The organism is Microbacterium sp. (assembly GCF_047607465.1).
Lineage (GTDB): Bacteria > Actinomycetota > Actinomycetes > Actinomycetales > Microbacteriaceae > Microbacterium.
In genome coordinates this window covers 25,530-50,036 of sequence record NZ_JASGCY010000054.1, presented here as the reverse complement: position 1 = coordinate 50,036, position 24,507 = coordinate 25,530, and the positions used below count along the sequence as shown (strand labels likewise).

The 24,507-nt window shown below is 66.6% G+C and carries 24 protein-coding genes; 10 read left to right on the top strand and 14 right to left on the bottom strand.

Annotated features, from left to right (window positions below; genetic code table 11):
- Positions 1-178: 178 nt before the first annotated feature.
- The 5 genes from QM568_RS07185 to QM568_RS07165 all read right to left on the bottom strand — a co-directional run bounded on the left by QM568_RS07185 (position 179) and on the right by QM568_RS07165 (position 4,131).
- Positions 179-445 (bottom strand): hypothetical protein, encoded by a 267-nt coding sequence (locus QM568_RS07185; protein WP_415137271.1) that lies wholly within the window; start codon positions 443-445, stop codon positions 179-181.
- Between the two features lie 9 nt (positions 446-454).
- A complete protein-coding gene (locus tag QM568_RS07180; RefSeq protein ID WP_415137269.1) occupies positions 455-1,402 on the bottom strand; it encodes a DUF2599 domain-containing protein in 948 nt (315 codons plus the stop codon).
- 82 nt (positions 1,403-1,484) lie between these two features.
- Complete coding sequence (locus QM568_RS07175; protein ID WP_415137267.1) at positions 1,485-2,324, bottom strand: SDR family oxidoreductase; 840 nt, start codon at positions 2,322-2,324, stop codon at positions 1,485-1,487.
- A gap of 5 nt (positions 2,325-2,329) precedes the next feature.
- Complete coding sequence (locus tag QM568_RS07170) at positions 2,330-3,085, bottom strand: SGNH/GDSL hydrolase family protein (RefSeq protein ID WP_415137265.1); 756 nt, start codon at positions 3,083-3,085, stop codon at positions 2,330-2,332.
- Between the two features lie 86 nt (positions 3,086-3,171).
- Positions 3,172-4,131 carry an SDR family NAD(P)-dependent oxidoreductase gene (locus tag QM568_RS07165; RefSeq protein WP_415137263.1) on the bottom strand — a complete coding sequence of 320 codons (960 nt, stop codon included), beginning with the start codon at positions 4,129-4,131 and terminating at the stop codon, positions 3,172-3,174.
- 158 nt (positions 4,132-4,289) lie between these two features.
- On the opposite strand from QM568_RS07165, the gene QM568_RS07160 reads away from it, so the two are divergent.
- Both QM568_RS07160 and QM568_RS07155 read left to right on the top strand, forming a co-directional pair.
- Positions 4,290-5,924, top strand: a complete 1,635-nt coding sequence (locus QM568_RS07160; RefSeq protein WP_415137261.1) for a flavin-containing monooxygenase — start codon at positions 4,290-4,292, stop codon at positions 5,922-5,924.
- A 24-nt stretch (positions 5,925-5,948) separates the two neighbouring features.
- On the top strand, positions 5,949-6,287 hold the full coding sequence (locus tag QM568_RS07155) for a DUF4286 family protein (protein WP_415137259.1): 339 nt from the start codon (positions 5,949-5,951) through the stop codon (positions 6,285-6,287).
- Positions 6,288-6,354: 67 nt separating this feature from the next.
- Here the strand turns inward: QM568_RS07155 and QM568_RS07150 are convergent, their stop codons facing one another.
- The 6 genes from QM568_RS07150 to QM568_RS07125 form a co-directional block, all read right to left on the bottom strand.
- Positions 6,355-7,341 carry a cyclase family protein gene (locus QM568_RS07150; protein ID WP_415137257.1) on the bottom strand — a complete coding sequence of 329 codons (987 nt, stop codon included), beginning with the start codon at positions 7,339-7,341 and terminating at the stop codon, positions 6,355-6,357.
- A gap of 46 nt (positions 7,342-7,387) precedes the next feature.
- Positions 7,388-8,368, bottom strand: coding sequence for an ABC transporter ATP-binding protein (locus QM568_RS07145; RefSeq protein WP_415137255.1), 981 nt, complete (start codon positions 8,366-8,368; stop codon positions 7,388-7,390).
- The gene (locus QM568_RS07140; RefSeq protein ID WP_415137253.1) at positions 8,358-9,362 is read right to left on the bottom strand and encodes an ABC transporter ATP-binding protein; all 1,005 of its coding nucleotides are present in this window, start codon (positions 9,360-9,362) and stop codon (positions 8,358-8,360) included. The genes QM568_RS07145 and QM568_RS07140 overlap by 11 nt, the downstream gene beginning before the upstream one ends.
- Before the next feature lie 99 nt (positions 9,363-9,461).
- Positions 9,462-11,030, bottom strand: coding sequence for an ABC transporter substrate-binding protein (locus tag QM568_RS07135; RefSeq protein WP_415137251.1), 1,569 nt, complete (start codon positions 11,028-11,030; stop codon positions 9,462-9,464).
- An 86-nt stretch (positions 11,031-11,116) separates the two neighbouring features.
- Positions 11,117-12,019, bottom strand: a complete 903-nt coding sequence (locus QM568_RS07130; RefSeq protein ID WP_415137249.1) for an ABC transporter permease — start codon at positions 12,017-12,019, stop codon at positions 11,117-11,119.
- Positions 12,016-13,053 carry an ABC transporter permease gene (locus QM568_RS07125; RefSeq protein WP_415137247.1) on the bottom strand — a complete coding sequence of 346 codons (1,038 nt, stop codon included), beginning with the start codon at positions 13,051-13,053 and terminating at the stop codon, positions 12,016-12,018. Before QM568_RS07125 ends, QM568_RS07130 begins: the two co-directional genes overlap by 4 nt.
- 302 nt (positions 13,054-13,355) lie before the next feature.
- Here QM568_RS07125 and QM568_RS07120 point away from each other — a divergent pair, with 302 nt between their 5' ends.
- Genes QM568_RS07120 through QM568_RS07090 form a run of 7 tightly spaced genes read left to right on the top strand, consistent with a single transcriptional unit; the run spans position 13,356 to position 20,112 of the window.
- Positions 13,356-14,237: an SDR family oxidoreductase gene (locus tag QM568_RS07120; RefSeq protein ID WP_415137245.1), complete on the top strand. Its 882-nt coding sequence runs from the start codon at positions 13,356-13,358 to the stop codon at positions 14,235-14,237.
- A 46-nt stretch (positions 14,238-14,283) separates the two neighbouring features.
- Positions 14,284-15,777, top strand: coding sequence for an aldehyde dehydrogenase (locus QM568_RS07115; RefSeq protein WP_415137243.1), 1,494 nt, complete (start codon positions 14,284-14,286; stop codon positions 15,775-15,777).
- A 38-nt stretch (positions 15,778-15,815) separates the two neighbouring features.
- On the top strand, positions 15,816-17,105 hold the full coding sequence (locus QM568_RS07110) for a cytochrome P450 (RefSeq protein WP_415137241.1): 1,290 nt from the start codon (positions 15,816-15,818) through the stop codon (positions 17,103-17,105).
- Positions 17,105-17,326 (top strand): ferredoxin, encoded by a 222-nt coding sequence (locus QM568_RS07105; protein ID WP_415137239.1) that lies wholly within the window; start codon positions 17,105-17,107, stop codon positions 17,324-17,326. Before QM568_RS07110 ends, QM568_RS07105 begins: the two co-directional genes overlap by 1 nt.
- Positions 17,323-17,712, top strand: coding sequence for a Zn-ribbon domain-containing OB-fold protein (locus QM568_RS07100; RefSeq protein ID WP_415137237.1), 390 nt, complete (start codon positions 17,323-17,325; stop codon positions 17,710-17,712). The genes QM568_RS07105 and QM568_RS07100 overlap by 4 nt, the downstream gene beginning before the upstream one ends.
- A 16-nt stretch (positions 17,713-17,728) precedes the next feature.
- A complete protein-coding gene (locus QM568_RS07095) occupies positions 17,729-18,877 on the top strand; it encodes a thiolase family protein (RefSeq protein ID WP_415137235.1) in 1,149 nt (382 codons plus the stop codon).
- Positions 18,874-20,112, top strand: coding sequence for a CaiB/BaiF CoA transferase family protein (locus tag QM568_RS07090; RefSeq protein WP_415137233.1), 1,239 nt, complete (start codon positions 18,874-18,876; stop codon positions 20,110-20,112). Before QM568_RS07095 ends, QM568_RS07090 begins: the two co-directional genes overlap by 4 nt.
- 109 nt (positions 20,113-20,221) lie before the next feature.
- On the opposite strand, the gene QM568_RS07085 is transcribed toward QM568_RS07090, so the two are convergent.
- Together QM568_RS07085 and QM568_RS07080 are read right to left on the bottom strand one after the other, a co-directional pair.
- Positions 20,222-20,428: a ferredoxin gene (locus QM568_RS07085; protein ID WP_415137231.1), complete on the bottom strand. Its 207-nt coding sequence runs from the start codon at positions 20,426-20,428 to the stop codon at positions 20,222-20,224.
- Positions 20,422-21,573, bottom strand: a complete 1,152-nt coding sequence (locus QM568_RS07080; protein WP_415137229.1) for a cytochrome P450 — start codon at positions 21,571-21,573, stop codon at positions 20,422-20,424. The genes QM568_RS07085 and QM568_RS07080 overlap by 7 nt, the downstream gene beginning before the upstream one ends.
- Positions 21,574-21,880: 307 nt before the next feature.
- Here QM568_RS07080 and QM568_RS07075 point away from each other — a divergent pair, with 307 nt between their 5' ends.
- Positions 21,881-23,551: a sulfite reductase flavoprotein subunit alpha gene (locus QM568_RS07075; protein WP_415137227.1), complete on the top strand. Its 1,671-nt coding sequence runs from the start codon at positions 21,881-21,883 to the stop codon at positions 23,549-23,551.
- Between the two features lie 3 nt (positions 23,552-23,554).
- Here QM568_RS07075 and QM568_RS07070 read toward each other — a convergent pair whose 3' ends face one another.
- Positions 23,555-24,505 (bottom strand): alpha/beta hydrolase fold domain-containing protein, encoded by a 951-nt coding sequence (locus tag QM568_RS07070; RefSeq protein ID WP_415137225.1) that lies wholly within the window; start codon positions 24,503-24,505, stop codon positions 23,555-23,557.
- Positions 24,506-24,507 lie beyond the last annotated feature (2 nt).

The window sequence follows — 24,507 nt, the reverse complement described above, 5'->3', positions numbered from 1 at the left end:
CGACACCAGGAACCCCGGACTGGAACCCCGCCACCGCGACGCATCGCGGTCGATGTCATACCCCGATGTCAAAATCGACCTCACGAGCCCGGCAACGACGCCGCGAGCGAGGACTCACCCTCCCAATTAAATATCGAGGCTAGTGGTGCATGCCGACTGCACGAGGTGGCGCGTAACCTCAGCGGGGAGCGGGCTTCGCGACACGGTCGGTGTGAACTGCGGCCGCATCGCCGCCATCGACGAGGCGGAGCAACCCCCAGTTGATAAGGCAGACGACGAACGCTACAACCGCAACGGCTCCGACTATTACGGCCCAGATCGGCAGAGAGACGTTCTCGGTCGAGGAGTCGGCCAGGACACCGAGTTTGAAGATGTACACAGCAACCGAGCCAGCAACGAGCAGACTCGCCCCAGCCCCGGTGAGGTAGACCGCTTTTCGAGTCATCGAGATCGCTCAGTTCGGATTACACAGCTTGAGAACGAACTCTGCGTAGCTGACGTTGGGACGACGAGTCTCCAGGTTCCACGGGTTCTTGAGCGCGCCGATGTTTCGGGCGTGGCAGAGGAGCTGCTTCCGCATTGTCTCGGATTCATATTTGGCAGGCACGAGGCTCTTGTACGACGCCCAAATGGCGCTGTCGCTGGTGCGGCTGAAGTTATAGGTCCCGACGGTCACCGATACCTTGTCTCCGCCTTCAGGATCAGTCGCTGCTGAAATCTTCTTGTACATCGTGTTGCCGCCATAGTTGGTCGGATCCGCGACAATTGGGTACTGGAAGGATCCCGAAGAGTGGTCGACAACCTGGGTCAACACGTTTCCGTCCAGCTCATACCAAGTCGGAACGGGGGCTCCAGAGGAGTCATAGGCCCACGGAAGATCGATGACGAGCTGTACCGCACCGGTATCGTCGTACCCGACCACGCCTCCGTCGTCAAACAGCACCAGCTCCACGCCAGTATAGGTGTACGCAAAGGACCCCTGACTATTATCCGACTGGAGCACCGACGTGATCCGTAAGCTGCCGTCATCATTCAGATTCACCACCGATGCGTCTCCATCCGCATGCGCGAATGTGGCCACGCCGCTTTCCTCAGTGAGTGAACCACCCAACATTGCTGAGTCGATCTCCACAGTGATGTCTGCTCTACCGGTCGCCAGCTGAATGAGAGCGTCCTCGCGATCGGAGATCGTCACTTCCGAGTCTCTGGCGTGCGCTGTGAGGCCATCCGTGGTCGCAGTCAGCGGTGCCGCAGAGGCTAGAGCGTCCGGAACTATCTGTGAAATCACGGTCGCGGGATCGGGGTCCTCGCTGCCTTCCGCATAAGCAGCAGTCGCGCCAAGCGACGATGCGACCAGACCAAATACGGCAGCCACAGCAAACCCACTGACGCTGAGCTTCAATTGCTCACTCCCTCAACCCAAGATTGCAGCCGCGCGATGAGAGATTTCTCGTCCATTACTCTACTTTGACGGACGCGGGATATCAACGATGGGTGGGCTTGGGAACGCGCCCCGTGTGAACCGCGGCGACATTGCCGCCGTCGACGAGCAGGTCGATGCCGGTGATGTAGGTCGCCTGTGGTCCTACGAGGAACGTGACGGCATCGGCGATGTCACTGGGCGTGCCGATGCGACCAGTGCCGGAGTTCTCCACCATGGCGCGCATGAAGGCCCCTGACGGGCTCTGCAGCTCCGTCCTGCCCATCGCGGTAGAGATCACCCCAGGACTGACACTGTTGATGCGCGCACCTCTCGCCCCCCAGGTGGCACTGGCGGCCTGCACCTGCAGACGGTTCGCGCGCTTGGACTTCCCGTACGCGAGACCCGCGCTGCCGAGAGCTTCGGGAGAGAAGAAGTCCAGGCCGAGCAGTTCCTCCGCTTTACTATCCCTGATCGCTTGCTCCTGCTCAGGAGTGAAGCCCGGCGAAATGTAACTGGACGAGCTGGAGATGACGACGCCGGCGGCTCCCGGAGCGACGACCTCCGCGAACTCCTCCAACACCAGCGCGACGCCGAGCAGGTCGACACGCAGCACCGCTTCGATCGGTGCATGCGCCGGTGACACACCCGCTGTGTCCACGACCGTCCGCACTGGGCCGTGCCCTGCTGCAGTCTGCGCGAGTGCGCGCACGGATTCTCGCGAAGACACGTCCACGATCTGGGTGACGACATCGAAACCGTCGATCGTCATCCGATCAGCCAACGAGGTCAACAGCCCCTCGTTGAAGTCGGCGAGCACCGTAAGGCGCCCTGGGGCAAGTCTGCGGGCGATCGTCTCCCCCATGCCACCGACGCCGATGACAACGAGAACATCTCTGTCCATGAGCGTCACGCTCCGATTTCGTTGCCGAGGAACCGCTCGACGAGCGCAGCGAGAACAGCGCCGGCGCGGTCATTCAGGTGCACATGGTCGATGAGCAGCGACAGACCGTTGCGCTCGGAAATCTCGTCCCAGCTGAGCCCTGACGCGTGGGCCTGCGCCGCCTGGATCGTGAGGCGCACGTCTCCCGTGTAGTCACCGGGTTCGTGCTGCTCCGGCAGCTCAGCCACCAGGAGGTCATACAGCGGCAGCACCGTGACATCGCGCGCCATCGCTGCCGAATGAATCCGCGCGTTGTAAGCGCGCACCTTCGCGTTGATCTCGCTGTCGAGCCGCTCTCCGACGGGAGGGAGCTCGATCACCGCGATCCGCGCATCGGTCTCGGTGCGCAGTCGATCCAGGATGCCGGCGATGTTCTCTTCGAACCACTCGGGCGTCGGGGTTTCGGGGATGCCCTGCTGCTCGCGATAGAGCGCTTCCATCTCAGGACTGTTCGTCGCGCAGACGTCGTTCGTGCCGACCAGCACAGTCACCACAGCAGGGCGTGCTGCGATCACCGCGTCAAGGCGTTGAAGCACGTTCCAGGCGAGATTCCCGTTGACTCCGGCATTCACCACCACTGCGCCCGATGGCGCATACCGTTCCGCCAGCGTGTCGACCCAGGGTGAGCTGACCTGCCCGCGGGTGATGCTGTCGCCGGCGCAGACGATCACGCGATCGCCGACGACCTCCGACGTGAACGAATCGATGAGAATCGCTGACATGATGCTCCCTCTGCTCCCAGCCGACTGTCGACTGTCGACTGTCGACTGTCGACTGTCGACTCAGCTTCCCTGATCGGCCCTGACCGCTACTTCGACGTGCCCATGTCCGCGAGCTGCGACATGAAGCGCGCGGACCAGTCCTGCAGGCCGGACGGCACATAGAACCCGTCGAGATCGTTGATCTGCTCCCAGTGCGCCGCGACATCCTCGACCGTCGGCACGGCATCCCCCTCAGCCAGCCATCCCTCGGTGAATCCGAGGAACCACCGCCCGAAGCGATTCGCGCCGGCGACGAGGATCTCGCCGTTCACCGGGCAGGACTCGTGCGCGAGGAATGCGACCATCGGAGACACCCGGTCGGTCTGCATCAGCGCCGCTCTGGCCTCGTCCATCTGGTTCTGAGCGACGATGCTGCCCTTCCCCGTGGTCTCGCTCGGCCGGGTCACCGAGTTTGGCGCGATGCAATTGACGAGGATCCCCTGCGGCTTCGCCGCAACTGCAAGGCTGCGGGTGAAGCCGATCAGCGCGCCCTTCGCGGTCGCATACGCGAGGTTGTTCGGCAGGCCGAGCATCCCCGTCGACGCGGTGGTGATCACACGACCGTAGCCCTGCTCGGCGAAGTGCGGCCACGCAGCCCGCGTGGTGTTCCAGGTGCCCCGCAGGTGCACATCGAGCGTGATCTCGAGGTTCTCGGCATCCGCTTCGGGGAATGTCGCCCATCGTGAGATACCGGCGTTGTTCACCACGATGTCGATCCGTCCGAATTCTCGCACGGCCGTCTCCACCAGCGCCTGGCATCCTTCTTCGCTCGCCACGCTGTTCGTGTCGGCGACCGCCTCGCCACCTGCGTCGATGATCTCTTGGACGACCTCGTTGGCGGGACCGGTGTCGCTGCCGACCCCCTCCTTGCTGCCGCCGAAGTCGTTCACCACAACCTTCGCCCCCCTAGAGGCCAGCAACAGGGCATGTGCCCGGCCAAGGCCGCGACCGGCGCCGGTGACGACGGCGACGCGGCCGTCGAAGCGGAGTTCAGGGGTGGCGTTCATCATTCTCCTTCGAATAATCTGGCGGCCGGTTTCTGCACATCAGCTCAGATGTGCACCAGGCTCCCAACGGCACGCTACACGATTTCCTTGCAAAAGTTGAGCACTACTGCTTACATTATGCAGACGGGCAGGTGCCCGAGACGAGTAGGAGCGAGTCAATGACAGGACAGTCTGACAACGGAGTCGACGTCGAGGTGCTGGTCATCGGTGCCGGCGTCATCGGGATCTACCAGCTCTACCGAGCGCGAGAAGCGGGGTTCACCGCGCTCGCGCTCGAGGCAGGAGAGGGCGTCGGCGGCGTCTGGTACTGGAACCGCTACCCTGGTGCCCGCTTCGACTCGGAGAGCTACGCCTACGGCTACAACTTTTCGAAGGAGATCTTTGACAAGTGGCGCTGGAAGGAAGAGTTCGCGACCCAGCCGGAGATCGAGGACTACCTCAACTTTGTCGTCGACGAGGTCGGCCTGCGCGACGACATCCTGCTCGGCCAGCGTGTTGTGTCTGCAACCTTCGATGAGAACACCGCCGTGTGGACTCTGCACACCGAGAAGGGCGATGTGTTCCGCGCTCGCTACGTTGTGGCCGCAACCGGTGGGCTCTCCGTCCCCCACTACCCCGAGGTCGAAGGACTCGACGACTTCGGCGGGCTCGCCTATCACACAGGAGCCTGGCCGCACGAGCCGATCGACTTCACCGGCAAGCGCGTCGCGATCATCGGCAACGGCCCGAGCGGTTCGCAGATCCTGCCCGTCATCGCCGACATCGTGGAGTACGTCCACCTGTACCAGCGCACCCCGACCTGGTGCACACCGCTGAACAACAAGCCCATCCACTATGACCGTCAGGTGTGGCTCCGGGAGAACTTCGAGGAGATCGCGCAGACGGTCAACACGTCGATCTCCGGCTTCCTGCACCCACTGTCGGGCAAGTTCTCGAAAGATGACACCCCCGAGGAGCGTCAGGCCTTCTACGAGCAGATGTGGGCTGCTCCCGGCTTCGGCAAGCTCACGATGAACTACTTCGACATGACGACCAACAAAGACGTCAACTCCGAGTTCTGCGAGTTCATCGCGAACAAAATCCGCAGCATCGTCAAAGATCCCGTCACCGCAGAGCGCCTCATCCCGAAGGACCACGGCTTCGGTGCGAAGCGTCCACCGTTCATCGAGCGCTACTACGAGCAGTACAACAAGCCCAACGTCGAACTCGTCGCCCTCAAGGAGACGCCGATCGTCCGCGTCGACCGGACGGGCATCGAGACGACCGAGGGTCACCGCGACTACGACATCATCGTCTATGCGACCGGATTCGACTTCGGCACCGGCGCGCTCACCCGCATGGGCGTGCGCGGCAAGAACGGTCTCGATCTCAGCACCGACTGGGAGGACGGCCCCTCCGACTTCGGCGGCTTCGCGGCCCACGACCTGCCGAACTTCTTCTTCCCCGGCGGCCCGCACGGCGCCGGCGGCGGAAACTACCCTCGTTACGGGAGCTTCCAGGTCGACTTCATCACCGACACGCTGATCCACATGCGCGAGCACGGTTTCGCGGTGTTCGAGCCGACGCGGGAGCAGCAGGATGCCTGGATGAACATGGTCGCCGAGCTCGCTCCGCGGACCGGATTCTCGGCCGAGCACAGCCACTACTACGGTGCGAACGTGCAGGGCAAGGCGCGCAAGTACCTGCTCAACCCCGGTGGCCGCCCGAAGCTCGAGGAGGTCCTCGCGGAGCTCACCTCGACGCCGGACTACGGCGGCGCCCTCGACACGATCGCCGAGCCGGTCTCGGCCTGACGGCCACCCGGAACAGGAGCAGACATGACTGACGAGCAGCCCCGAGAGATCCTCCTCGCCCTGGTGAACTCCGTCGAGGGTCAGGACGAGGAGTTCAACGACTGGTACACGAACGTGCACATCCCCGAGGTTCTGGCTGTGCCCGGCTTCGTGAGCGCGCAGCGGTACGCCACCTCCGCCGAGGGCGAGACGGCGGCCGGATTCCGGTACGCGACCGTCTATGAAGTCGAGGGCTCAGCACTCCAGGCGCGCGCTGCGCTGTTCAGCGCGGGCCTGGGCGAAGTGAGTCCGAGCATCGACCTGGAGGGCATGGTGTTCGCGGCGTTCTCGCCGTTGGGCGAGGTGCAGCGCAGCGCTTCGTGACACCGTAGGGACATACACGTCGGCCCGGCATCGTCACGATGCCGGGCCGACGTGTATCGCTGAGCGCTCAGTACAACAGCAGGGGGTTGATGATGACCCCCGTCGAGCGGTGGATCGCGGTCGGTGCAGCGACGAGCAGCCCAGTCGAAGTGCCCGCCTCACGGAGCGCTGCCGCAGCAGGACCCAACAGGCTGTTATCGATCAGGCACAGCCCGATCGCGTAGATCAAACCGTGCACCTCGAGCGCAGCGCGCTCATTGTTGCGCGCATCGTGGAAGTCCCACACGACAAGACCCGGGTCCTGCTCCGCTATCCACTGGGCGCCGGAGGCGCCGATACCGGGGCGAGGCTGGAGAACGGCACCGGGTGTGTAACGGTGGCCTGCGGCCTCGAATCGATCGCGCCCCTGATAGATGAGCAACGCGTCTCCTGGTTCGAGAGTGACGCCCGCAGCTGCGACCGCCGCGTCGAGGTCTTCGGCCGTGACGGGGGCATCGGTGGTGACCCAGTCCACCCCCCGCACGGCGGGGATGTCGAGGAGAACACCGCGGGTCGCGATGCCGTGCTGCGCCCAGTTGACGATCGTGTCCTCGTCGGTCTGCGAGGCGGCGACCGGGATCGGGCCGTGCCAGCTGGCGTCGGCGCCGATGTGGGCGAGGCCATCCATGTGCGTGTTGTGGATGCCGTGGGCGTCGTACGTGATGACATCGCCGCCGTGGGCACTGCGTCCGTGCACGCCGGCGCGGACATCGAGTTCCACGCTGCCGTGGCCGTCCGGCAGCTCCACGACGGCGAGAGCCTGCCACTGCGCCTTCTCCTCGGCGGCGATCTCGGCGAGCGCCGCGAGGCGGTCAGGGCGGGTTTCGATCTCTCTCTCCAGTGAGACCGCCTTGCCGAGCTTGACCTGCGCGACCCCACGGAGGCGTGCGGCCTCGTCGATGAGCGCCACCGAACCGCGGCACTGGATGCCGTCGACATGGCGGGCGGCGTCGTGCGCGGTCGCGATCTCCCGCAACCAGGGAAGGAGGGGGTCGGGTTCTGTCTCCTCGGTCATACTGTCTCCTGTTCTGCCCGGAAAGCCCCGGGATCCAATTGTCGGCTCAATCGAGCGGGTAGTGGCAGGCCGCGAACTGCCCTGGGCGCACCTCGCGCATCTCCGGCTCTTCGGTGGCGCAACGATCCTGGGCGATCGGGCAGCGCGCACGGAACCGGCACCCGGAGGGCGGATTCAGCGGCGAGGGGATGTCGCCGGTCAGCGCCGGGCCGGCGAAGCCGCCCTCGCTCTCCGGGGAGGGCACGGAGTCCAGAAGCCCGCGCGTGTAGGGGTGCGCCGGCCGCTCGTACACCTCGACGGAGTCTCCGAACTCGCAGGTCTTGCCGAGATACATCACCAGGACCTTGTCGCTGAAGCTGCGGACGACGCCGAGGTCGTGCGCGATGAAGACGATGGTGAGATCGTATGCCTTCTTGAGGTCTTCGAGCAGGTTGAGCACCTGCGCTTGCACCGACACGTCGAGAGCCGAAACCGGCTCGTCGCAGATGAGCAGTCCGGGGCGCACGGCGAGAGCCCGCCCGATCGCCACGCGCTGCGCCTGCCCGCCGGAGAGCTGCCTCGGCAGCATGTCGGCGAAACGTTCGCTGGGCAAGCCAACCTGCGTAAGCAGCTCGGGCGCTTGCGCGTCGCGCTGCTTCTTCGGAACGCCGTCGATCGCGAGCCCTTCCATGACGACGTCCTTGACCGAACGCCGCGGGTTCAGAGAGCTGACCGGGTCCTGGAAGATCATCTGCATGTCGCGGCGCAGCTCGCGCATGCGCGCAGGCGAGGCTTCATCGATGCTCTCCTCGCGATAGCGCACGCGTCCGCCGGCGATCGGATCGAGCCGCAGCACCGCACGGCCGGTCGTGGACTTACCGCATCCAGACTCGCCGACGATGCCGAGGGTCTCCCCCTGAAGGAGGTCGAAGCTGACGCCGGCGACGGCTTTGAAGCTGCCGCGATCGGTGTGGTACTCCACCTCGAGGTCTTCGACGGACAGGACCGCCGCGTCTCCGCGCAGATGCGCGCTGCCGCTACCGGCCAACGAGCTCACCCTCTCTCTGGGTCTCATTCACGGGATGAAGGCAGGCCACCGCGTGATCGGTGCCGATCTGAACGAGTGGCGGCTGTGCGGCGCTGCAGTCGTCGGTGGCGGCGGCGCACCGCGGGGCGAATCGGCAGCCGGAAGGCGGATCCGTCGGCGATGGGAGCGAGCCGGGGATCACATTCAGCGGGCTGTGCCGCTCATGTCCGATCGTCGGCGTCGCCCCCAGCAGCGCACTCGTGTAGCGATGCCTCGGGTCTTCGAACACCTCTCTGCTCGCGCCGATCTCGCCGAGCCTGCCTGCGTACATCACCGCCGTCCGGTCGGTGCGTCCGGCAACGACGTGCAGATCGTGCGAGATGAGCATGAGCGACATTCCTCGATCGGTCTGCACACGCCGCAGCAGATCGAGTACCTGGCGTTGGATCGTCACGTCGAGAGCGGTGGTCGGCTCGTCGGCGATCAACAGCTCCGGCTCGCAGGCGAGCGCGACGGCGATCATGACGCGCTGACGCATTCCGCCGGAAAGTTCGTGGGGGTACGCCTTCAGGCGTCGCTCCGGGTCGGGGACGCCGACTTCCTTGAGGAGATCGAGGGCGCGGGATGCCGCCTCCGAGCGAGAAAGGCCGAGGTGGCGCCGCATCCCTTCGGTGAGCTGGCGCTCGACGCGCACGACGGGGTTCAGCGACCTGCCCGGGTCCTGGAAGACCATCGAGATCTGCTTGCCCCAGACGTCGTGCAGTTCTTTGCGGCTGAGGCCGAGCAGGTCCCGCCCTCGGAAGAGGACCGTGCCTGTGCGGTCGGAGCGCGCGGGCATGAGCCCCATGATGGCGCGTGCCATCACCGACTTGCCCGAGCCGGACTCGCCGACGACGCCAAGGGCCTCGCCACGGTGCAGTTGAAGAGAGACGCCGTCGACCGCCTTGACGACGCCGCGCGGGGAGCCGATGTAGGCATGGAGGTCGGTCACTTCGAGCAACAGATCATCGCTCATGCGATGTCACCTCGTTTCTTGGTGCGGTGGTGCGCTGCAGCGCCGGGTGGGGGGGGGGGGGGGGCGCCCCCGGCCCCCCCCGCGCCGCCACGATGGCTCCTACTGCTCGAGCCAGATGCCCGCCGCGGCGGGCGTGGTGTAGCCGTACATGAAGACGCCGTTCACCTTGTCGGAGACGATGGCGCCGTTGTAGTACTCCTGGAAGAGGATGTAGGGCTGCAGTTCGGCCAGCAGCTCCTGCACCTCGGCGAAGTGCTCCTTCTGCTCGGCGATGTCCGTCGCCGCGATCGCCGCATCGAGCGCCTCGTCCAGCCGCGGGTCGCTGATGCGCGAGTAGTTCGTCCGCTCGGCGCTGCTGTCCAGTGCACCCCAGAGCCTGGAGGCCGCATCGACGAATGCCAGCGAGGACTGCGCCACGTTGTAGTCGCCGTTCGTCGTGACGACGCCCTGCTCCGAGGCGTCGCGCTGGTCTGCGGTCACCGTGACATTGTCGTACTCGGTCAGCTGCGCCTGCAGCGCGTCGAAGATCGTCTGCCCTGTACCGGGGAACACCGTGAAGGTGAACTCCAGCGGCTTGCCCTCGTCCGCCAGCTCGTCGAACAGCTCCTGCGCCTTGTCGGGGTCGTAGCTCTGCAGCGGGATGTCAGAGAAGAAGGGCGAGTCGGACTGGAACAGGGTCGTCGGCACCGCACCGTTGCCGCGGTTGACCGCGTTCGACAGTGCATCCAGGTCGAGGGCGTAGGAGAGCGCCTGACGGGCGCGCACGTCGTCGAACGGAGCCTTGCCGGTGTTCAGCATGAAACCGACGCCACCGTTGTAGACGTACTTGATGTTCGTGAAGCCGGCAGCCTCTGCCTCGACGAACTGCGTCGGCGCCGAGTTCAGGATCAGGTCGGCCTGCCCCGCGATCAGCGCGTTGAGGCGCTGCGCGTCATCGGTGACACCCTGGGTCTCGATCGCGTCGAGGTAGCCGGGCTCGCCGAAGTAGTCCTCATTGCGCACGAGCTTGACCGTGCCGCCCTGCGTCCAGCTCTCCACCTTGTAGGGGCCGGCGCCGACCGGGTTCTTGTTGAACGCCTCCTGGCCCTGCTCCAGCGCCGTCGGGGACGCGATCCACTGCAGCGAGTAGATCGGCATGAGCCCGATGAATCCGGGCGTGGGCACGGCCATGTTCAGCTTGACGGTGTAGTCGTCGACGACCTCGATGGACGCGATCTGGCTGGCGATGCCCGCGCTGGCTGATCCGTTGGCCGGATCCTTGATGCGCTCCCAGTTGTACTTGATCGCCTCGGCATCCACCGGGGTGCCGTCGGTGAAGGTCTGGCCCTCGGGGAGCACGATGTCCCACGTGGCGCCTTCGTCGCTCGTGGTGAACGACTCGCACAGCCCGCAGTCGTACCCGCCGGTCTCCGGGTTCGCGATCACGAACTGGCCGTACAGCGCGCTGAAGGTGATCGGCATGGACGTCGAGCTGAAGATCTGCACCGGGTCGAACCCGGTGGGCTGGGCGAGCTCGATGGCGCGCAGCGTGCCGCCCGATACCGGGTCGCCGGATGACGTGGTCGAGCCCGTGTCCTCCGGCTCCTCGCTCGCTGCGCAGCCGGACAGCATCAATGCCGCTGCGATGACCGCTCCGGCGAACTGCAGAGATCTCTTCGTTGAAATCACGATGTACCTGCATCTTTCTCTTGGTGGTTGGTGTGGTGAAGGGTCTGGTGGTGGGGATCGCGGTGGTCTGGATGCTCCGCGAGAGGTCAGTCCTGCATCGTGCGGTCGAAGCGCAGGCGCAGGTGCTCGCCGGCCTGGTTGAGAGCGAAGACGGTGAGGAACAGCACGGTCGCGGGGACGAAGGTGAGGAAGGGTGCGGAGCGCAGCTCGATCGCGCCGGCGTTGATCATCCCTCCCCAGCTGGGCGTCGGCGGCGGCACCCCGAGGCCGAGGAAGCTCAGCGAGCCCTCGGCGACGATGAGCGCGGCCACCACGAGCGGCAGGTACGCGGCGAGCGTCGGCACGACGTTCGGCAGGATCTCGCGCAGCAGGATCCGGCCGTCGCTCGCACCCATATTGCGCGCGGCGCGCACGAACTCCCGGCTGGTCCATGCCATCGTGTTCGCCCTGGCCAGCCGGATGAAGGTCGGAGTGCTCGTCAGCGCGAGCCCGATCAGCAGCACGGGAACGCTAGGCGAGAAGATCGCCGTGATCGCCAGCAGCAGCACGAGGGCGGGGAAGGACAGCAGCACATCGGCGAAAAGGGTCACGACCCAGTCCACGCCCTTGCGGTAGTAGCCGGCGAGCAGACCGAGGATGGTGCCGAGGATCACACCGCCGGCGGCGGAGGCCGTACCGACGACGAGTGAGACCTGCCCGCCGAAGATGAGCCGGGTGAGCAGCGACCTGCCTGCACCGTCCGTGCCGAGCAGGGTGTCGATCGGCCCGAACTGCGGAGGCTGGCGCGGTGGCCCGACGATCGCGTCGATCGGGGCGATGGGGAGGATGGGTGCGGCGATCGCCAGTACGACGACGAGTCCGATCCAGAAGTACGAGAACCAGACCAGGATCGACCACTGGCGCTTGGCCGGGGCGACCTTGGGGATGCCGAGCCGCGGCTGCGCCTGTTTGCGCGGCCTCGTGGAGATCGAACGGGTGACGATGCTCATGCGCTCACAGCCTCCTTCTGGTCCTGAAGCGGAGTCGGCTCGGTGGGGGCTGGGGCGGATGCCGGGGCCGCACGTCGCCGCTTCTTCCCTGGTGCGCGGCGAACCCTCGGGTCGATGAGTCCGTAACCGATGTCGACGAGCATGTTGATGACGACGAAGGCGACGGCGATGAAGGTGACGACGCCCTGCACCGTGATGACGTCGCGCTGCATGATCGAGGTCGAGATGAGCTGGCCGAGACCGGGGAGCACGAAGAGCGCCTCCACGATGATCGTTCCGCCGATCAGTCGCGCGAGGCTGAGCCCGGAGATCGTGAGCAGCGAGAAGGACGAGGGGCGGAACGCGTGCCGGAACAGCACATACCCGCGCGTCATCCCCTTGGCCCGTGCTGCGGCGACGAAGTCCTCTCGCAGCGTGCCGATGAGATCGGCCCTGAGCACGCGGTGGAAGGCGGCGATCTCCACCAGCGCAACGGCGATGGCCGGCAGCAGGGCGCTGCGCAGATTGGGGCCGAGCCCGTCTGCCACCGGAACCCACCCGAGCGCGGGGAGCACCCGCAGGTGCACCGCGAAGATGTAGATCAGCACCGGCCCTGCAACGAAAGCGGGGATGGAGAGGAAGACGGCGGTGACGGCGTTGATGGCACGATCCACTGCGCTGTTGGGCATCGACGCCGAGATGACGGCGAGGGGGATCGCGACGAGCAGCGCTATCGCGAGTGCGAGCACGGCCAGCTCGAGCGTGACCGGGAGACGCTGGAAGATCGCGTCCGTCACGGAGGCGTGCGAGATCGGCGAGACGCCGAGGTCGCCCTGAACGGCATTGAGCGCCCAGTCGAAATACTGCACGAAGAACGGGCGATCGAGTCCGAGTTCGCTGTTCAGCGCCGCGACGTTCTCCGGCGTGGCCGCCTCGCCGAGGATGACCTCGGCGATCGAGCCCGGCGCGAGACTCATCAGCCCGCGCACACCGATCGTGACGATGACGATGACGAGCAGCGCATATCCGACTCGGCGCAGAACGTTAGACCACATGAGGATCCCCCTGGGGGATGCCCAGCGGGTGGGGACGGCTACCGTGCACTCGGACTCCTTTGTCGAGCTTCCCCGGAGAGACCCGGGTTTCATCTATGTTCCGTTCAACGGAACGATTCGCGCCGTACAACGCAACAATCGAAATCATGCCCGCAATGAGGCGCGGTGTCAATCACCCAAATCTCGATGGATATTTGATTGACTCGCCCCGGGGCGACGTGACAGACTCGCATCAACGTTTCGTTATCACGTTCAGATGTTCCGTCCAGCGGAACACTCTCGGCAGACAAGGAAGTCTCTCAATGACGGACCACTTCGGATATCAGGGTCGTGTGAGCGTCGTGACCGGCGCCGCCTCAGGCATGGGCCGTGCGCTCGCCGAGATTCTCGTCGACCTCGGCGCATCGGTGTACGCGATCGACCGCGTCGAAGCACCCGTCGAGGGCATCACGAAGGCCATCGTCGCCGACCTCGGCGACAAGAGCTCGATCGACGCCGCCTTCGCGGAGCTGCCGAAGGAGATCCACTCCTTCTTCGGCGTCGCCGGCATCTCGGGCGTGCACCAGTCCTACCTGGACACGTTCACCGTCAACTTCATCGCGAACAAGTACATCACCGACACCTACCTGCGCGACCGCGTGGTCGAACGCGGATCGCTCACCTTCGTCACCTCGAACGGCGGGCTGCGGTGGGAGAACCCCGACATCCGCGAAGAGCTCCAGCCCCTCATCGATCCCTCCGGATGGGACGGGCTCGTCTCAGCGGCATCCGCATTCAACGACCGCTTCGGCGGTGCCGTCCCCGGCTCCCTCGGCTACATCCTCTCCAAGCGCGCGCTGAACTACTGGATCGCCACCCAGGTCGGACCGCTCGCGGACCTCAAGAAGATCCGCATCAACGCCATCCTGCCGGCGATGACGATCTCGGGAATGATCGGCGAGTTCGCCGAGATGAAGGGCGGAATGGATGCCGTCGAGGCCGATCTCGGCCCCGCCGGCCGCCTCGCCGAGTCGGTCGACATGGCCCGCGTGCTCGCCTTCCTCGGCAGCGATCTCGCAGGCTACGTCTCCGGCGCGCACCTCTGCGTCGACTTCGGCATGAACGCTCAGCAGCTCGCCGGCCTCTCCCCCGACCGGCTCAGCTGGACGCTCGCCAGCGTGCTGAACCGCACCCCCGCCGCCTGAACCGCTCCCTGAACAAGACGCCCTGGACAAGAAGAGAGAAGATGCAATGACGGATCTGCTGACCGTGCGCGAGACCCCTGTCGCCCTGAAGCACCCCGACCGGCTCTACATCGGCGGCGAATGGGTCGCACCCCAGAGCACGACGGTGTTCAACGTGATCGACTCCGCGACGGAGGAGACCTTCTTCCGCGTCGCCGAGGCCGGACCCGCCGACATGGATGCCGCGGTGGCCGCGGCACGTCACACCTTCGACAACACCGACTGGGCGTTCCTCGAGCCTCAGGAGCGCGCCGTGTACCTCCGGCGCATCGCCGAGAAGCTGCGTGAGCGCGCCCCGGAGCTCGCGACGTTCTGGACCCGCCAGGCGGGTCCGGTGTTCCGGATGTCGTCCTACTCGATCCTCCGGGTCCCCCCGCTGTTCGACTACTACGCCGACCTCGCCGACACCTTCGAGTGGGAGCGCCCAGCCAAGCCCGAGTTCTCCGACTGGGGCGCCGTCGTCCACGAGCCGGTCGGCGTCGTCGCCGCGATCGTGCCGTGGAACACACCGCTCTCGCTCGCGGCGTACAAGGTCGCCCCGGCGATCCTCGCCGGCTGCACCATCGTGCTGAAGGCGCCGCCGGAGGCGCCTGGTGAACTGTACGTCCTCGCGGAGATCGCCGAGGAGGTCGGCCTGCCTGCCGGCGTGCTCAACGTCGTGACGGCGGATCGCGAGGTGTCGGAGCGGCTCGTGCGCGACCCGCGCGTCGACAAGATCGGATTCACCGGTTCAGGTGTCGTCGGGCGGAAGATCGCGACGATCGCCGGCGAGCGCCTGGCGCGCTACACGCTGGAGCTCGGTGGCAAGTCGGCTGCGGTCATCCTCGACGACTACGACCTCGAAACCGCTGCGAAGGCCATCGCCGCGGCCGAGACCTCCATCACCGGCCAGGTCTGCATGTCGCTCACCCGCGTCATCGTGTCGCAGGCGCGTCACGACGAGTTCGCCGATGCGCTCGGCGCGGCGTTCGGCGCGGTGAAGGTCGGAGACCCCTTCGACCCGGAGAGCCAGATGGGTCCGCTCGCGATGGCCCGCCAGCAGGACCGCGTGCTCGATTACATCCGCAAAGGCGTCGCCGATGGCGCGACCCTCGTCACCGGCGGCAACCGACCGGCCGACCTCGCGCGCGGCTACTACGTGGAGCCGACCGTGTTCGCCAACGTGGACAACGCGTCCACGATCGCACAGGAGGAGATCTTCGGCCCCGTCATCTCGGTCATCCCGACCTCGAGCGAGGAAGAGGCCATCCGCCTGGCGAACGGCACGCAGTACGGCCTCAACAACGCCGTGTTCACCAACGACATCGACCGCGCCTACCACGTCGCCCGGCGCCTGCGCTCCGGCACGGTCGGCCACAACGGCTTCAAGGTCGACACCGCGCTCGGCTACGGCGGATTCAAGCAGTCCGGCTACGGCCGAGAAGGTGGCGTCCAGGGCCTGCTGCCGTACCTCGAGACCAAGACTCTCGTGCTCGACGCGAAGCCCTCGCGCTTCGCCTGACCAGAATCCCGCCCCGACAGAGATATGGAGGGCCTCCGATGACCACCACCCAGATCAACCCCGCCGAGGTCGACTTCTTCACCGACCCCGAGGTCGCCGAGAAGGCCGAGCCCTACTTCGACTACATGCTGGAGAACCATCCGGTCTACCGCGAGCCGAAGTACGGGGTCGTCATCGTGACGGGCTACGAGGAGGCCCTCCAGGTCTACCATCAGCCGGACGTCTACTCCTCGATCAACCGCACCGGCGGTCCGGTCCTCGACCTCGACTTCGAGCTCGAGGGAGAGGACCTCAGCGAACTGCTGGAGAAGCACCGGTCCTCGTTCCCCACGAACGACCAGATCGTGACCTTCGACCCGCCGCAGCACACCGACCACCGCGCGATCCTCATGGGCCTGATCACCCCGAAGCGGCTCAAGGAGAACGAAGCCTTCCTCAAGGCCACCGCCGATCGCTTCCTGGACGAGATCCTGCCGAAGGGCGAGAGCGAGTTCATCTGGGACTACGCGAAGAAGTTCGCGGTGCTCGCGGTCGCCGATCTCCTCGGCGTGCCGGAGGAGGACCACCAGATGCTGCTGGACACGCTCGCGTCCGAGCCGGCGCCGGTGCTCGGGAACCTGGAGCTGCAGACGAGCTACCACAACGGCCTGGAGCGTCTCTACGACTACTTCGTCGCGAAGATCGAGGAGCGCCGAGCGCAGCCCGCAGGAGACGTCCTCACCGGAATGGCACTGGCGACGTTCCCCAACGGGACGCTGCCGGAACCGATCGAGGTCGCGCGCATCGCCGCCAACCTGTTCTCGGCCGGCCAGGAGACGACCGTCCAGCTCATGGGCATCTGCTTCCAGCGCATCGCCGATGACGCGGACCTTCAGGACCTCCTCCGCCGCGAACCGTCGCTCGTCCCCGCCTTCATCGAGGAGAGCCTGCGCGTCGAGGCCCCCATCAAGGGCTCCTTCCGGCTCGTCAAGAAGGCGACGACGCTCGGCGGCCTCGATCTCGCCCCCGGCACCAACGTCATGCTGCTGCACGGCGCTTCCGGCCGCGACCCCAGGCTGTTCGAGAACCCCGCCGAGTTCGACGTGAACCGCGCCAACGCCCGGCAGCACCTCGCATTCGGGCGTGGCATCCACACCTGCCCCGGTGCGCCGCTGGCCCGCGCCGAAGCCGTGTTCTCGATCCAGCGGTTCCTGGAGCGCACATCGTCGATCACGATCGACGATGCCCACCACGGCCCCGCGGATGCCAGGGAGTGGAATCTCATCAGCAGCTACAAGTTCCGCGGGCACACCCACCTCTACCTGCGACTCGTCGAGGTGCAGAGCTGATGTCCACCGACCTGCTGTCCGTCGACCGCGACCGCTGCATGGGTTCGGGCCAGTGCACCTTCTACGCCCCGAGCACCTTCGACCTCGATGAGGACAGCATCGCCATCGTCATCGACGACCACGGAGATGGCGACGACAAGATCCAGATGGCGATCGACGTATGCCCCACCCGGGCCATCGCACGCGCCGCCGCGACCCCAGAAAGAGGGCAAGCCCAGTGACCGTCAAGAACGAGGCACCAGTCTCTCAGCCGATCGCCGACCTGGAGACCGACAGTCTCCTCGGCGAGTTCCCTGAGGGCAGACGACTCATCGGCACGCGCTGTCGGGCCTGCGGCCGCACCATGATCGGCAGCCGCGTGGTGTGCAGCTCCTGCGTGAGCCGCGACGTGGAGCGCGTCGCACTGCCGGCGAACGGTGTGCTCTACTCGTTCACCCGGATCCACGGGCGAGACGGCGATGTCCGCCCTCTCGGATATGTCGATCTCGATGACGACGTGCGGACCCTGACCGACCTCCGGGAGACCGCACCGCTGGTCCCCGGCATCCGCGTCGAACTCCAGACCGAGGGCGACGAGTGGTTCTTCGTCCCCGCAGACGGTCAGTGACGGAAGGAACAGCAGCATGTCCAACGAAGTCTTCGTCATCTCGGCGGCGATGATCCCCTTCGGCAAGTACCGCAGCTCCTCCTACGTCGGGCTCGCCGTCTCCCCGCTGGTCGACGCGCTGAACAGCGCGGGCATCGACAAGCGCGATGTCGACGCGATCTACGTCGGCCACTCCTACGGCGGCATGATGACGGGGCAGCGCATCACGAAGGAGATCGGCCTGGGCACCGTGCCCACGGTCAACGTCGACAATGCGTGCTCCAGCGGCGCGACCGCCGTCCACGAAGCGTGGACGGCCATCGCCCAGGGGCTCATCGATGTCGCCGTCGTCATCGGCGTCGAGAAGCTGACCCAGTTCGGCGGCGGCGCGCTCCCGCTCTCGCCCGAAGACCGCGAGGTCAAGCAGGGCATCATCATGCCCGCCGTCTACGCCATGCGGGCGACGCGTTACCTGCACGACTTCGATGCGACGCCGGAGGACCTGGCGCTCGTCAGCGTCAAGGCCCGCAAGCACGGCGCCCTCAATCCCTTCGCGCAGTTCCGCCAGGAGGTCACGGTCGAGGAGGTGCTGAGTGCGCGACCCGTCGCGGACCCGCTCACCCTTCTGATGTGCTGCCCGACCGGCGATGGCGCAGCGGTCGTCGTGCTCGCCTCCGAACGGGCGCGCTCCCGCCTCGAGGCCACCAGCGCGATCCGGGTCGCGGCCTCGGTCCTGCACTCGGGGCACGTCGAAGAGGGCTTCCGCGACATGACGAAGCCGGAGATCACCTACGACTCCGCCCGCGACGCCTACACACAGGCCGGCATCGAGGCGAAGGATCTGGACATGATCGAGTGCCACGACGCCTTCTCGATCGCCGAGCTCGTCTACTACGAGGCACTCGGCCTCACCGAGCGCGGCAGCGCCGCAGGACTCCTCCGCGACGGACGGACCACCTTCGGCGGCGACGTCGTCGTGAACCCCAGCGGCGGCCTCCTCGCCAAGGGACACCCCGTCGGCGCGAGCGGCGTCGCTCAGGTCGCCGAGGCCTTCTGGCAGCTCACCGGCGAGGCGGGAGCCCGTCAGATCGAGGATGCGCGCTGGGCGCTCACCCACGTCACGGGCGGCGGTACCGCAGGACTCGACCACGGCGCTTGCACGATCCACATCTTCGAGGCGGCATGAGCGCCCCGCAGCAGGGGCCGGTGCTCGCCGGCCTGAAGATCGTCGACCTCACGACGTTCCTGTCCGGACCGTCCGCCACGCAGCTGCTCGGCGACCTCGGAGCCGAGATCATCAAGGTGGAGGCGCTCTCCGGCGACTCCAGCCGCGACATCGCCGGCCCGAAGGTGCTCGGCGACAGCGCCTACTACCTGGCGAACAACCGCAACAAGCGCAGCATCGCCATCGACCTGAAGTCTCCTCGCGGGCTCGCCGTCATGAAGCGGCTGATCGCGGATGCCGACGTCGTGATCGAGAACTTCCGGCCGGGTGTCTGCACACGGCTCGGACTGGACCCCCACGAGATCACCGAGGAGCACCCCGCGCTGATCTGGGCATCGATCAGCGGCTTCGGCCAGGAGGGTCCGTGGCGCGACCGACCGGCCTACGACATGGTCGTCCAGGCGCTGAGCGGGGTCATGAGCCTCACCGGCCACCCCGGCGCCCCCGCGGCTCGGCTCGGCATCCCCGCCGGCGACGTCGTCGCCGGACTCTATGCCGTCATCGGCATACTGGGTGCGCTCGTCGCGCGTCAGCAAACGGGCGCCGGACGCATCGTGGACGTCTCCATGCTGCGCGGTCAGTTGGCGATGCTCTCCTACCAGGCGGTCTACGCGTCCGTCACCGGCGAGGCGCCGGGCCCTCAGGGCGCAGGGCACGACTCGATCGCGACCTACCGCTCCTTCCGGGGTCGGGACGGGCGAGAGTTCGTCGTCACGGCGAATACCCCGAGGATGTGGGAGGGCCTGTGCCGTGTGCTCGGGCTCGAGCAGCTGGTGACCGATGAGCGCTTCATCGACGCCGCCGCGCGCCTGCGGAACAAGGAGGAGCTCTGGCACCTGCTGGAGGCGCGATTCGCCGAGCTCCCGGCGGCCGACTGGGTGGACCGGCTCACTGCCGCGCAGGTGCCGGTCGCTCCGGTGAAGGATGTGATCGAGGCGCTGGACGACGCCAGGGAGGCAGCGGACGGATCGCTGGTGACGGTGCACAACGCCGAGGCGGCGTTCGACAACGTCGCAACCCCGATCCGGTTCCTCGCGACCGAGGAGGTGGAGCCCCGCTACCCGCCTGCGCTCGGCGAGGACACGGTTGCGATCCTGACCGAGGACCTCGGCCTGACGCGTGAGGAAGCGGATGCGCTGGTCGCTGACGGGATCGTGATCGCGGCAAACGCTGGGGAGCGTGTCGCGGCCGGCTGAGCCGCGCGGGCTCAGGGCCCGATCAAGCCCTGAGCCCGTTCGCAACGAAGAGCGGGAGCATCCGAATCGGATGCTCCCGCTCTTCGTTGTGTCGCGGCTCTGCGCGAGTTCACTCCTCGATGAGGGAGAGCGAGCGGCTCGGGCAGATCTGCACCGCCTGCTTCGCCGCGGCGACCTCGGCGGGATCCCCCAGGTCCTCGTTCAGGACGACGACCCATCCGTCGTCGTCCTGGTCGAAGGTGTCCGGCGCAGCGAAGACGCACTGACCAGAGCCGATGCAGGTCGCGCGTCGCGCCTCGACGTGCGCGCTCACCATGCCACCGGCAGCTTGTGCGGACCGAAGTTGCCCATGTTCTTGAAAGTCAGCTCCGAGACCGGGACCGTCAGGCGCAGATCGGGAAGCCGTTTGATGACCTCTTCGAGCACGACGACCAGCTCCAGGCGTGCGACGTTCTGCCCCAAGCACTGGTGCGGGCCGAACCCGAACGCGACGTGGTTGCGCGCTCCCCTGGTGAAGTCGATCTTGTGCGGATCGGGGAACACGTCGGGGTCGCGGTTGGCCGTGTTCTCCAGCGCCCAGACGGTGGCGCCCTCCGGGATCGTCACCCCGTGCACCTCGATGTCGGCCAGCGCCAGGCGCAGTCCCCCAGACTCCGCGATGGTGAAGTAGCGCAGCAGTTCCTCGACGGCGTTCGGCACGAGCGAGATGTCGTCGCGCAGCTGCTGCATGAGCTCCGGCTTGTCGAGCAGGGTCATGATCGACAGGGCGATCTGGTTGGCCGTGGTCTCGTGGCCGGCGATCAGGAGCAGGAAGCCGAGTCCGATGACCTCTTCGCGCGTGGAGCCGGCTGCGAGCTGGCGGCTGAGGATGTCATCGCCCGGCGTCGCGATGCGCTCATCGACCATTCCCGCGATGTACGAGCGGATGGCCGTGATCGCCGCGATCCGCTCCTCCTGCGTGCCTTCGCCGGAGAACTTCGCGGAGTGCTCCTGGAAGAAGACGTGATCCTCATCCGGCACCTTCAGCAGGTCGCTGATGACGAGGGAGGGAACCGGGAGCGCGAGCAGCGCGACGAGGTCGCCTTCGTTACCGCTGGCGAGCATCGCGTCGATCGCTTCGGTGACGACCTGCTCGATCTTCGGCCGCATGGCGGCGATCCGCTTCACGGTGAACTCGTTCATGATCCGGCCGCGCAGCGTGGTGTGCACTGGTGGGTCCATCTCGATGAGCTGGCCGTGGTGCGTGGCCGGGTTGTACGCCACGTGGGCAGGATGGCGAGGATCCTCGCGATCCGAGCTGAACCGGGTGTCGACCAGCATGGTGCGCACGTCCTCGTGCTTGGTCACGGTCCAGATCTCACCGCGCCCAGGCCAGTCGAGACGCGCCACCGGACTCTCAGCCTGAAGCTGCAGATGCTCGATGGGCGGGCTGTACGGATCGGTACGTTCGCTTGAGAACACTGTCTTCACCATTGAAGGGACTCCCTCGTGTCGGTCGGGACACCTAGTCGTGAATAATTAGGGACTTGCGCTTACTTTACACACTCCGGGGCGTCTGCGTCGATAGTCTGGCGCAAGGTTCTGCACCTGGACCGAGAACAGTGCGGATTCGTTGACACCCAGCCGGATCGCGGTCATACTAGTGTTGCGTTATAGAGGTTGCCTGTTCCTTAGTAAGGAACACCAGGTGCGTCAGAAAGGGCCACCCGGTCACCGCACAGGTGGGATCTCCACGGCATCCGTCACAAGGAAGTGAGAACTGCGCATCATGATCGACGTCAGCACAATCAGCGAACGCCCCGGCGTCGGCATCGCCCTTCCGTCGACGCTGCGCATCCTGTTCGGCAGCGAGATGGGCAATGCGGAGATCGTGGCCGACAAGCTCAGCGAGATGCTCACCGAACGCGGCGTGGAGACCGAGTGCGTCGCACTCGACGACCAGCCCGTGGACGAGCTGAGCGGGCTCGGAGTCACGCTGATCGTCACCTCGACCTCGGGCGAGGGCGATATGCCCTATAACGCCGACAAGTTCTGGCAACGCCTCATCGCCGCAGATGCACCCTCGCTCACCGGCCTGCACTACGCGGTGCTCGCCCTCGGCGACACCGGATACACGTACTTCTGCGGAGCGGGTGTGAAGATCGACGCTCGCCTGGAAGAGCTCGGTGCGACGCGCATCGCAGAGCGCGTGGACTGCGACGTGAGCTACGACATCCCGGCGAACGCGTGGATCGCAGCCCGTCTCGCGCAGCTCCTGCCTGCACCAGAGGGAGCGCCCGTCACCGCGACGGCAGCGGCACCGCTGACCGGCCCCGACCCGGCGGCATGGACCCGCGAGCATCCGTTCGAGGCGACCCTCACCGCCACCCGGTTGCTCTCCGGCGCCGGCAGCGCGAAAGAGATCCGGCACTACGAGCTCGACCTGTCCGGCAGCGATATCGACTACCAGCCAGGGGACTCGATCGGCATCGTCCCGACGAATGACGAGGTCGCCGTCGAGCGCTTCCTCGAAGCCGCAGGGCTCACCGGAGCGGAAGAGCACGACGGCGAGACGTTCGCCTCTCTCGCCGAGCACCGATGGGAGCTGCGCTTCCCTTCGGCAGGGCTTCTGGATGCCGTCGTACGGCTCGCTCCGGACAGCCAGCTCGCTCGCGCTGTCACTGCGGCCGGCCACGACGCGGGCGACCACGTTGCAGAAGAGGAGTGGATCCGCTCCCACGGCGTCATCGAGACCCTGCGCGAGCTTCCTTCGCCGCTGCCGGCAGGCGAGCTCGCTGCGCTGATGGCCCCGATCCGCTACCGGGCGTACTCCATCGCGTCCAGCCCGCGCCGGCATCCGCACGCGGTTCACCTGACTGTCTCCACCCAGCGCAATCCTGATTTCGCAGCCTTGCCCTCCGGCATCGGCAGCGGTTTCCTCGCAGACCGCGTCGACGTCGGCGCGAAGGTGCGCGTCTTCCTCCTGGCGAACCGGAGCTTCCACCTCCCCGACGACCCTGAGGTGCCCATCATCATGGTCGGCCCCGGCGTCGGCGTCGCCCCGTTCCGCGGCTTCCTCGCCGATCGTGCACAGCAGGAGCGTCGAGGGCCGGCATGGCTGTTCTACGGCGACCAGCACGAGGCCACCGACTTCAGCTACCGCGAGGAGTGGGAGCAGTTCCTCGCCGAGGGCACGCTCACCCGCCTCGACACGGCGTTCTCCCGCGACCAGGAGCAGAAGCTCTACGTGCAGGACCGCATCCGGGAGAACGCGGCAGAGATCGTGCGCTGGCTGCGCGACGGGGCGTACGTGTACGTCTGCGGAGACGGCAAGAGAATGGCCGCCGACGTCGACGATGCCCTCAGCGAGGTCGCTCGTGCCGAGCTCGGTGACGCCGACGGCGCCGAGCTTCTGGCGCAGCTGCACCGCGAGAAGCGCTACCTCAGGGACGTGTACTGAGGCTCAGGCGTCCCGGTCGTCGGGCGCCCCGGCATCCGCCTCGCCGTCGTTCTCGTCGCCGTTCTCATCGGATGCGACGATGTGCCCGACGATCCGGTCGTAGACGTCGACGACCAGCTCGCGAGGGCTGCCGAGGATGTTGAACCCGTGACCGACGCCGGCGACGTCGACGTGCTCCTTCAGCGCGCCGACCGCAGCGAGCCGATCGGCATAGCGGACGGCCTCCTCGCGGAGGATGTCCTTCTCGCCGGTGATGACGACGGCCGGGGCGATTCCTTCGATCGAAGCCGTATCCGCTGGTCCCGCGGGCGAGACGAGGCGGTCCGCCCGGCGAGAGACCTCCGGCACGTAGGCGGTATCGAAGATCGGGCCCAGCGGCACGAGGAAACCCTCTTTGCCCGGCCCCTTCTTCGCCTTTGCGGGAATAGTCAGGTCGAGCGGCGGGTACAGCAGCACCTGAAGACGGATGCTCGGACCGCCCTCTTCCAGCGCCAGCCGCGCGACTCCTGCGGCGAGCGCTCCCCCGGCCGATGCACCACCGATGGTCAGCCGCGATCCGTCCCAGTCGCGATCGGCCGAGGCCGCCCAACGCGTGACGTCCAGCGCCTGCTCGATGGATCCTGGCGCTCTGAGCTGCGGGGCGGGGTCGTAGTCGACGTTCACCACCGTCACCCCGGCTTTCGCCGCGATGTAGCGGCAGATCGGGTCGTCCTGCTCCGGATGCCGCAGAACGAATCCCCCGCCGTGCAGGTTGATGTGCACGGCCCTGCCTGCGGCGCCCTCCTGCGGCAGATACAGGGTGGCGGACACGTCGCCGTGGCGGGTCGGTATGGTCACCGTCTCCAGCGTCGCCGGGAGCTCTGCGAAGGCGATCTCCGAATCGTTCTTCGCGCTCCCAGGACCGCGCTGCGCAAGCTTCGCGATGCCATCCGCAAGCCATTGGGGAATCGGCATGT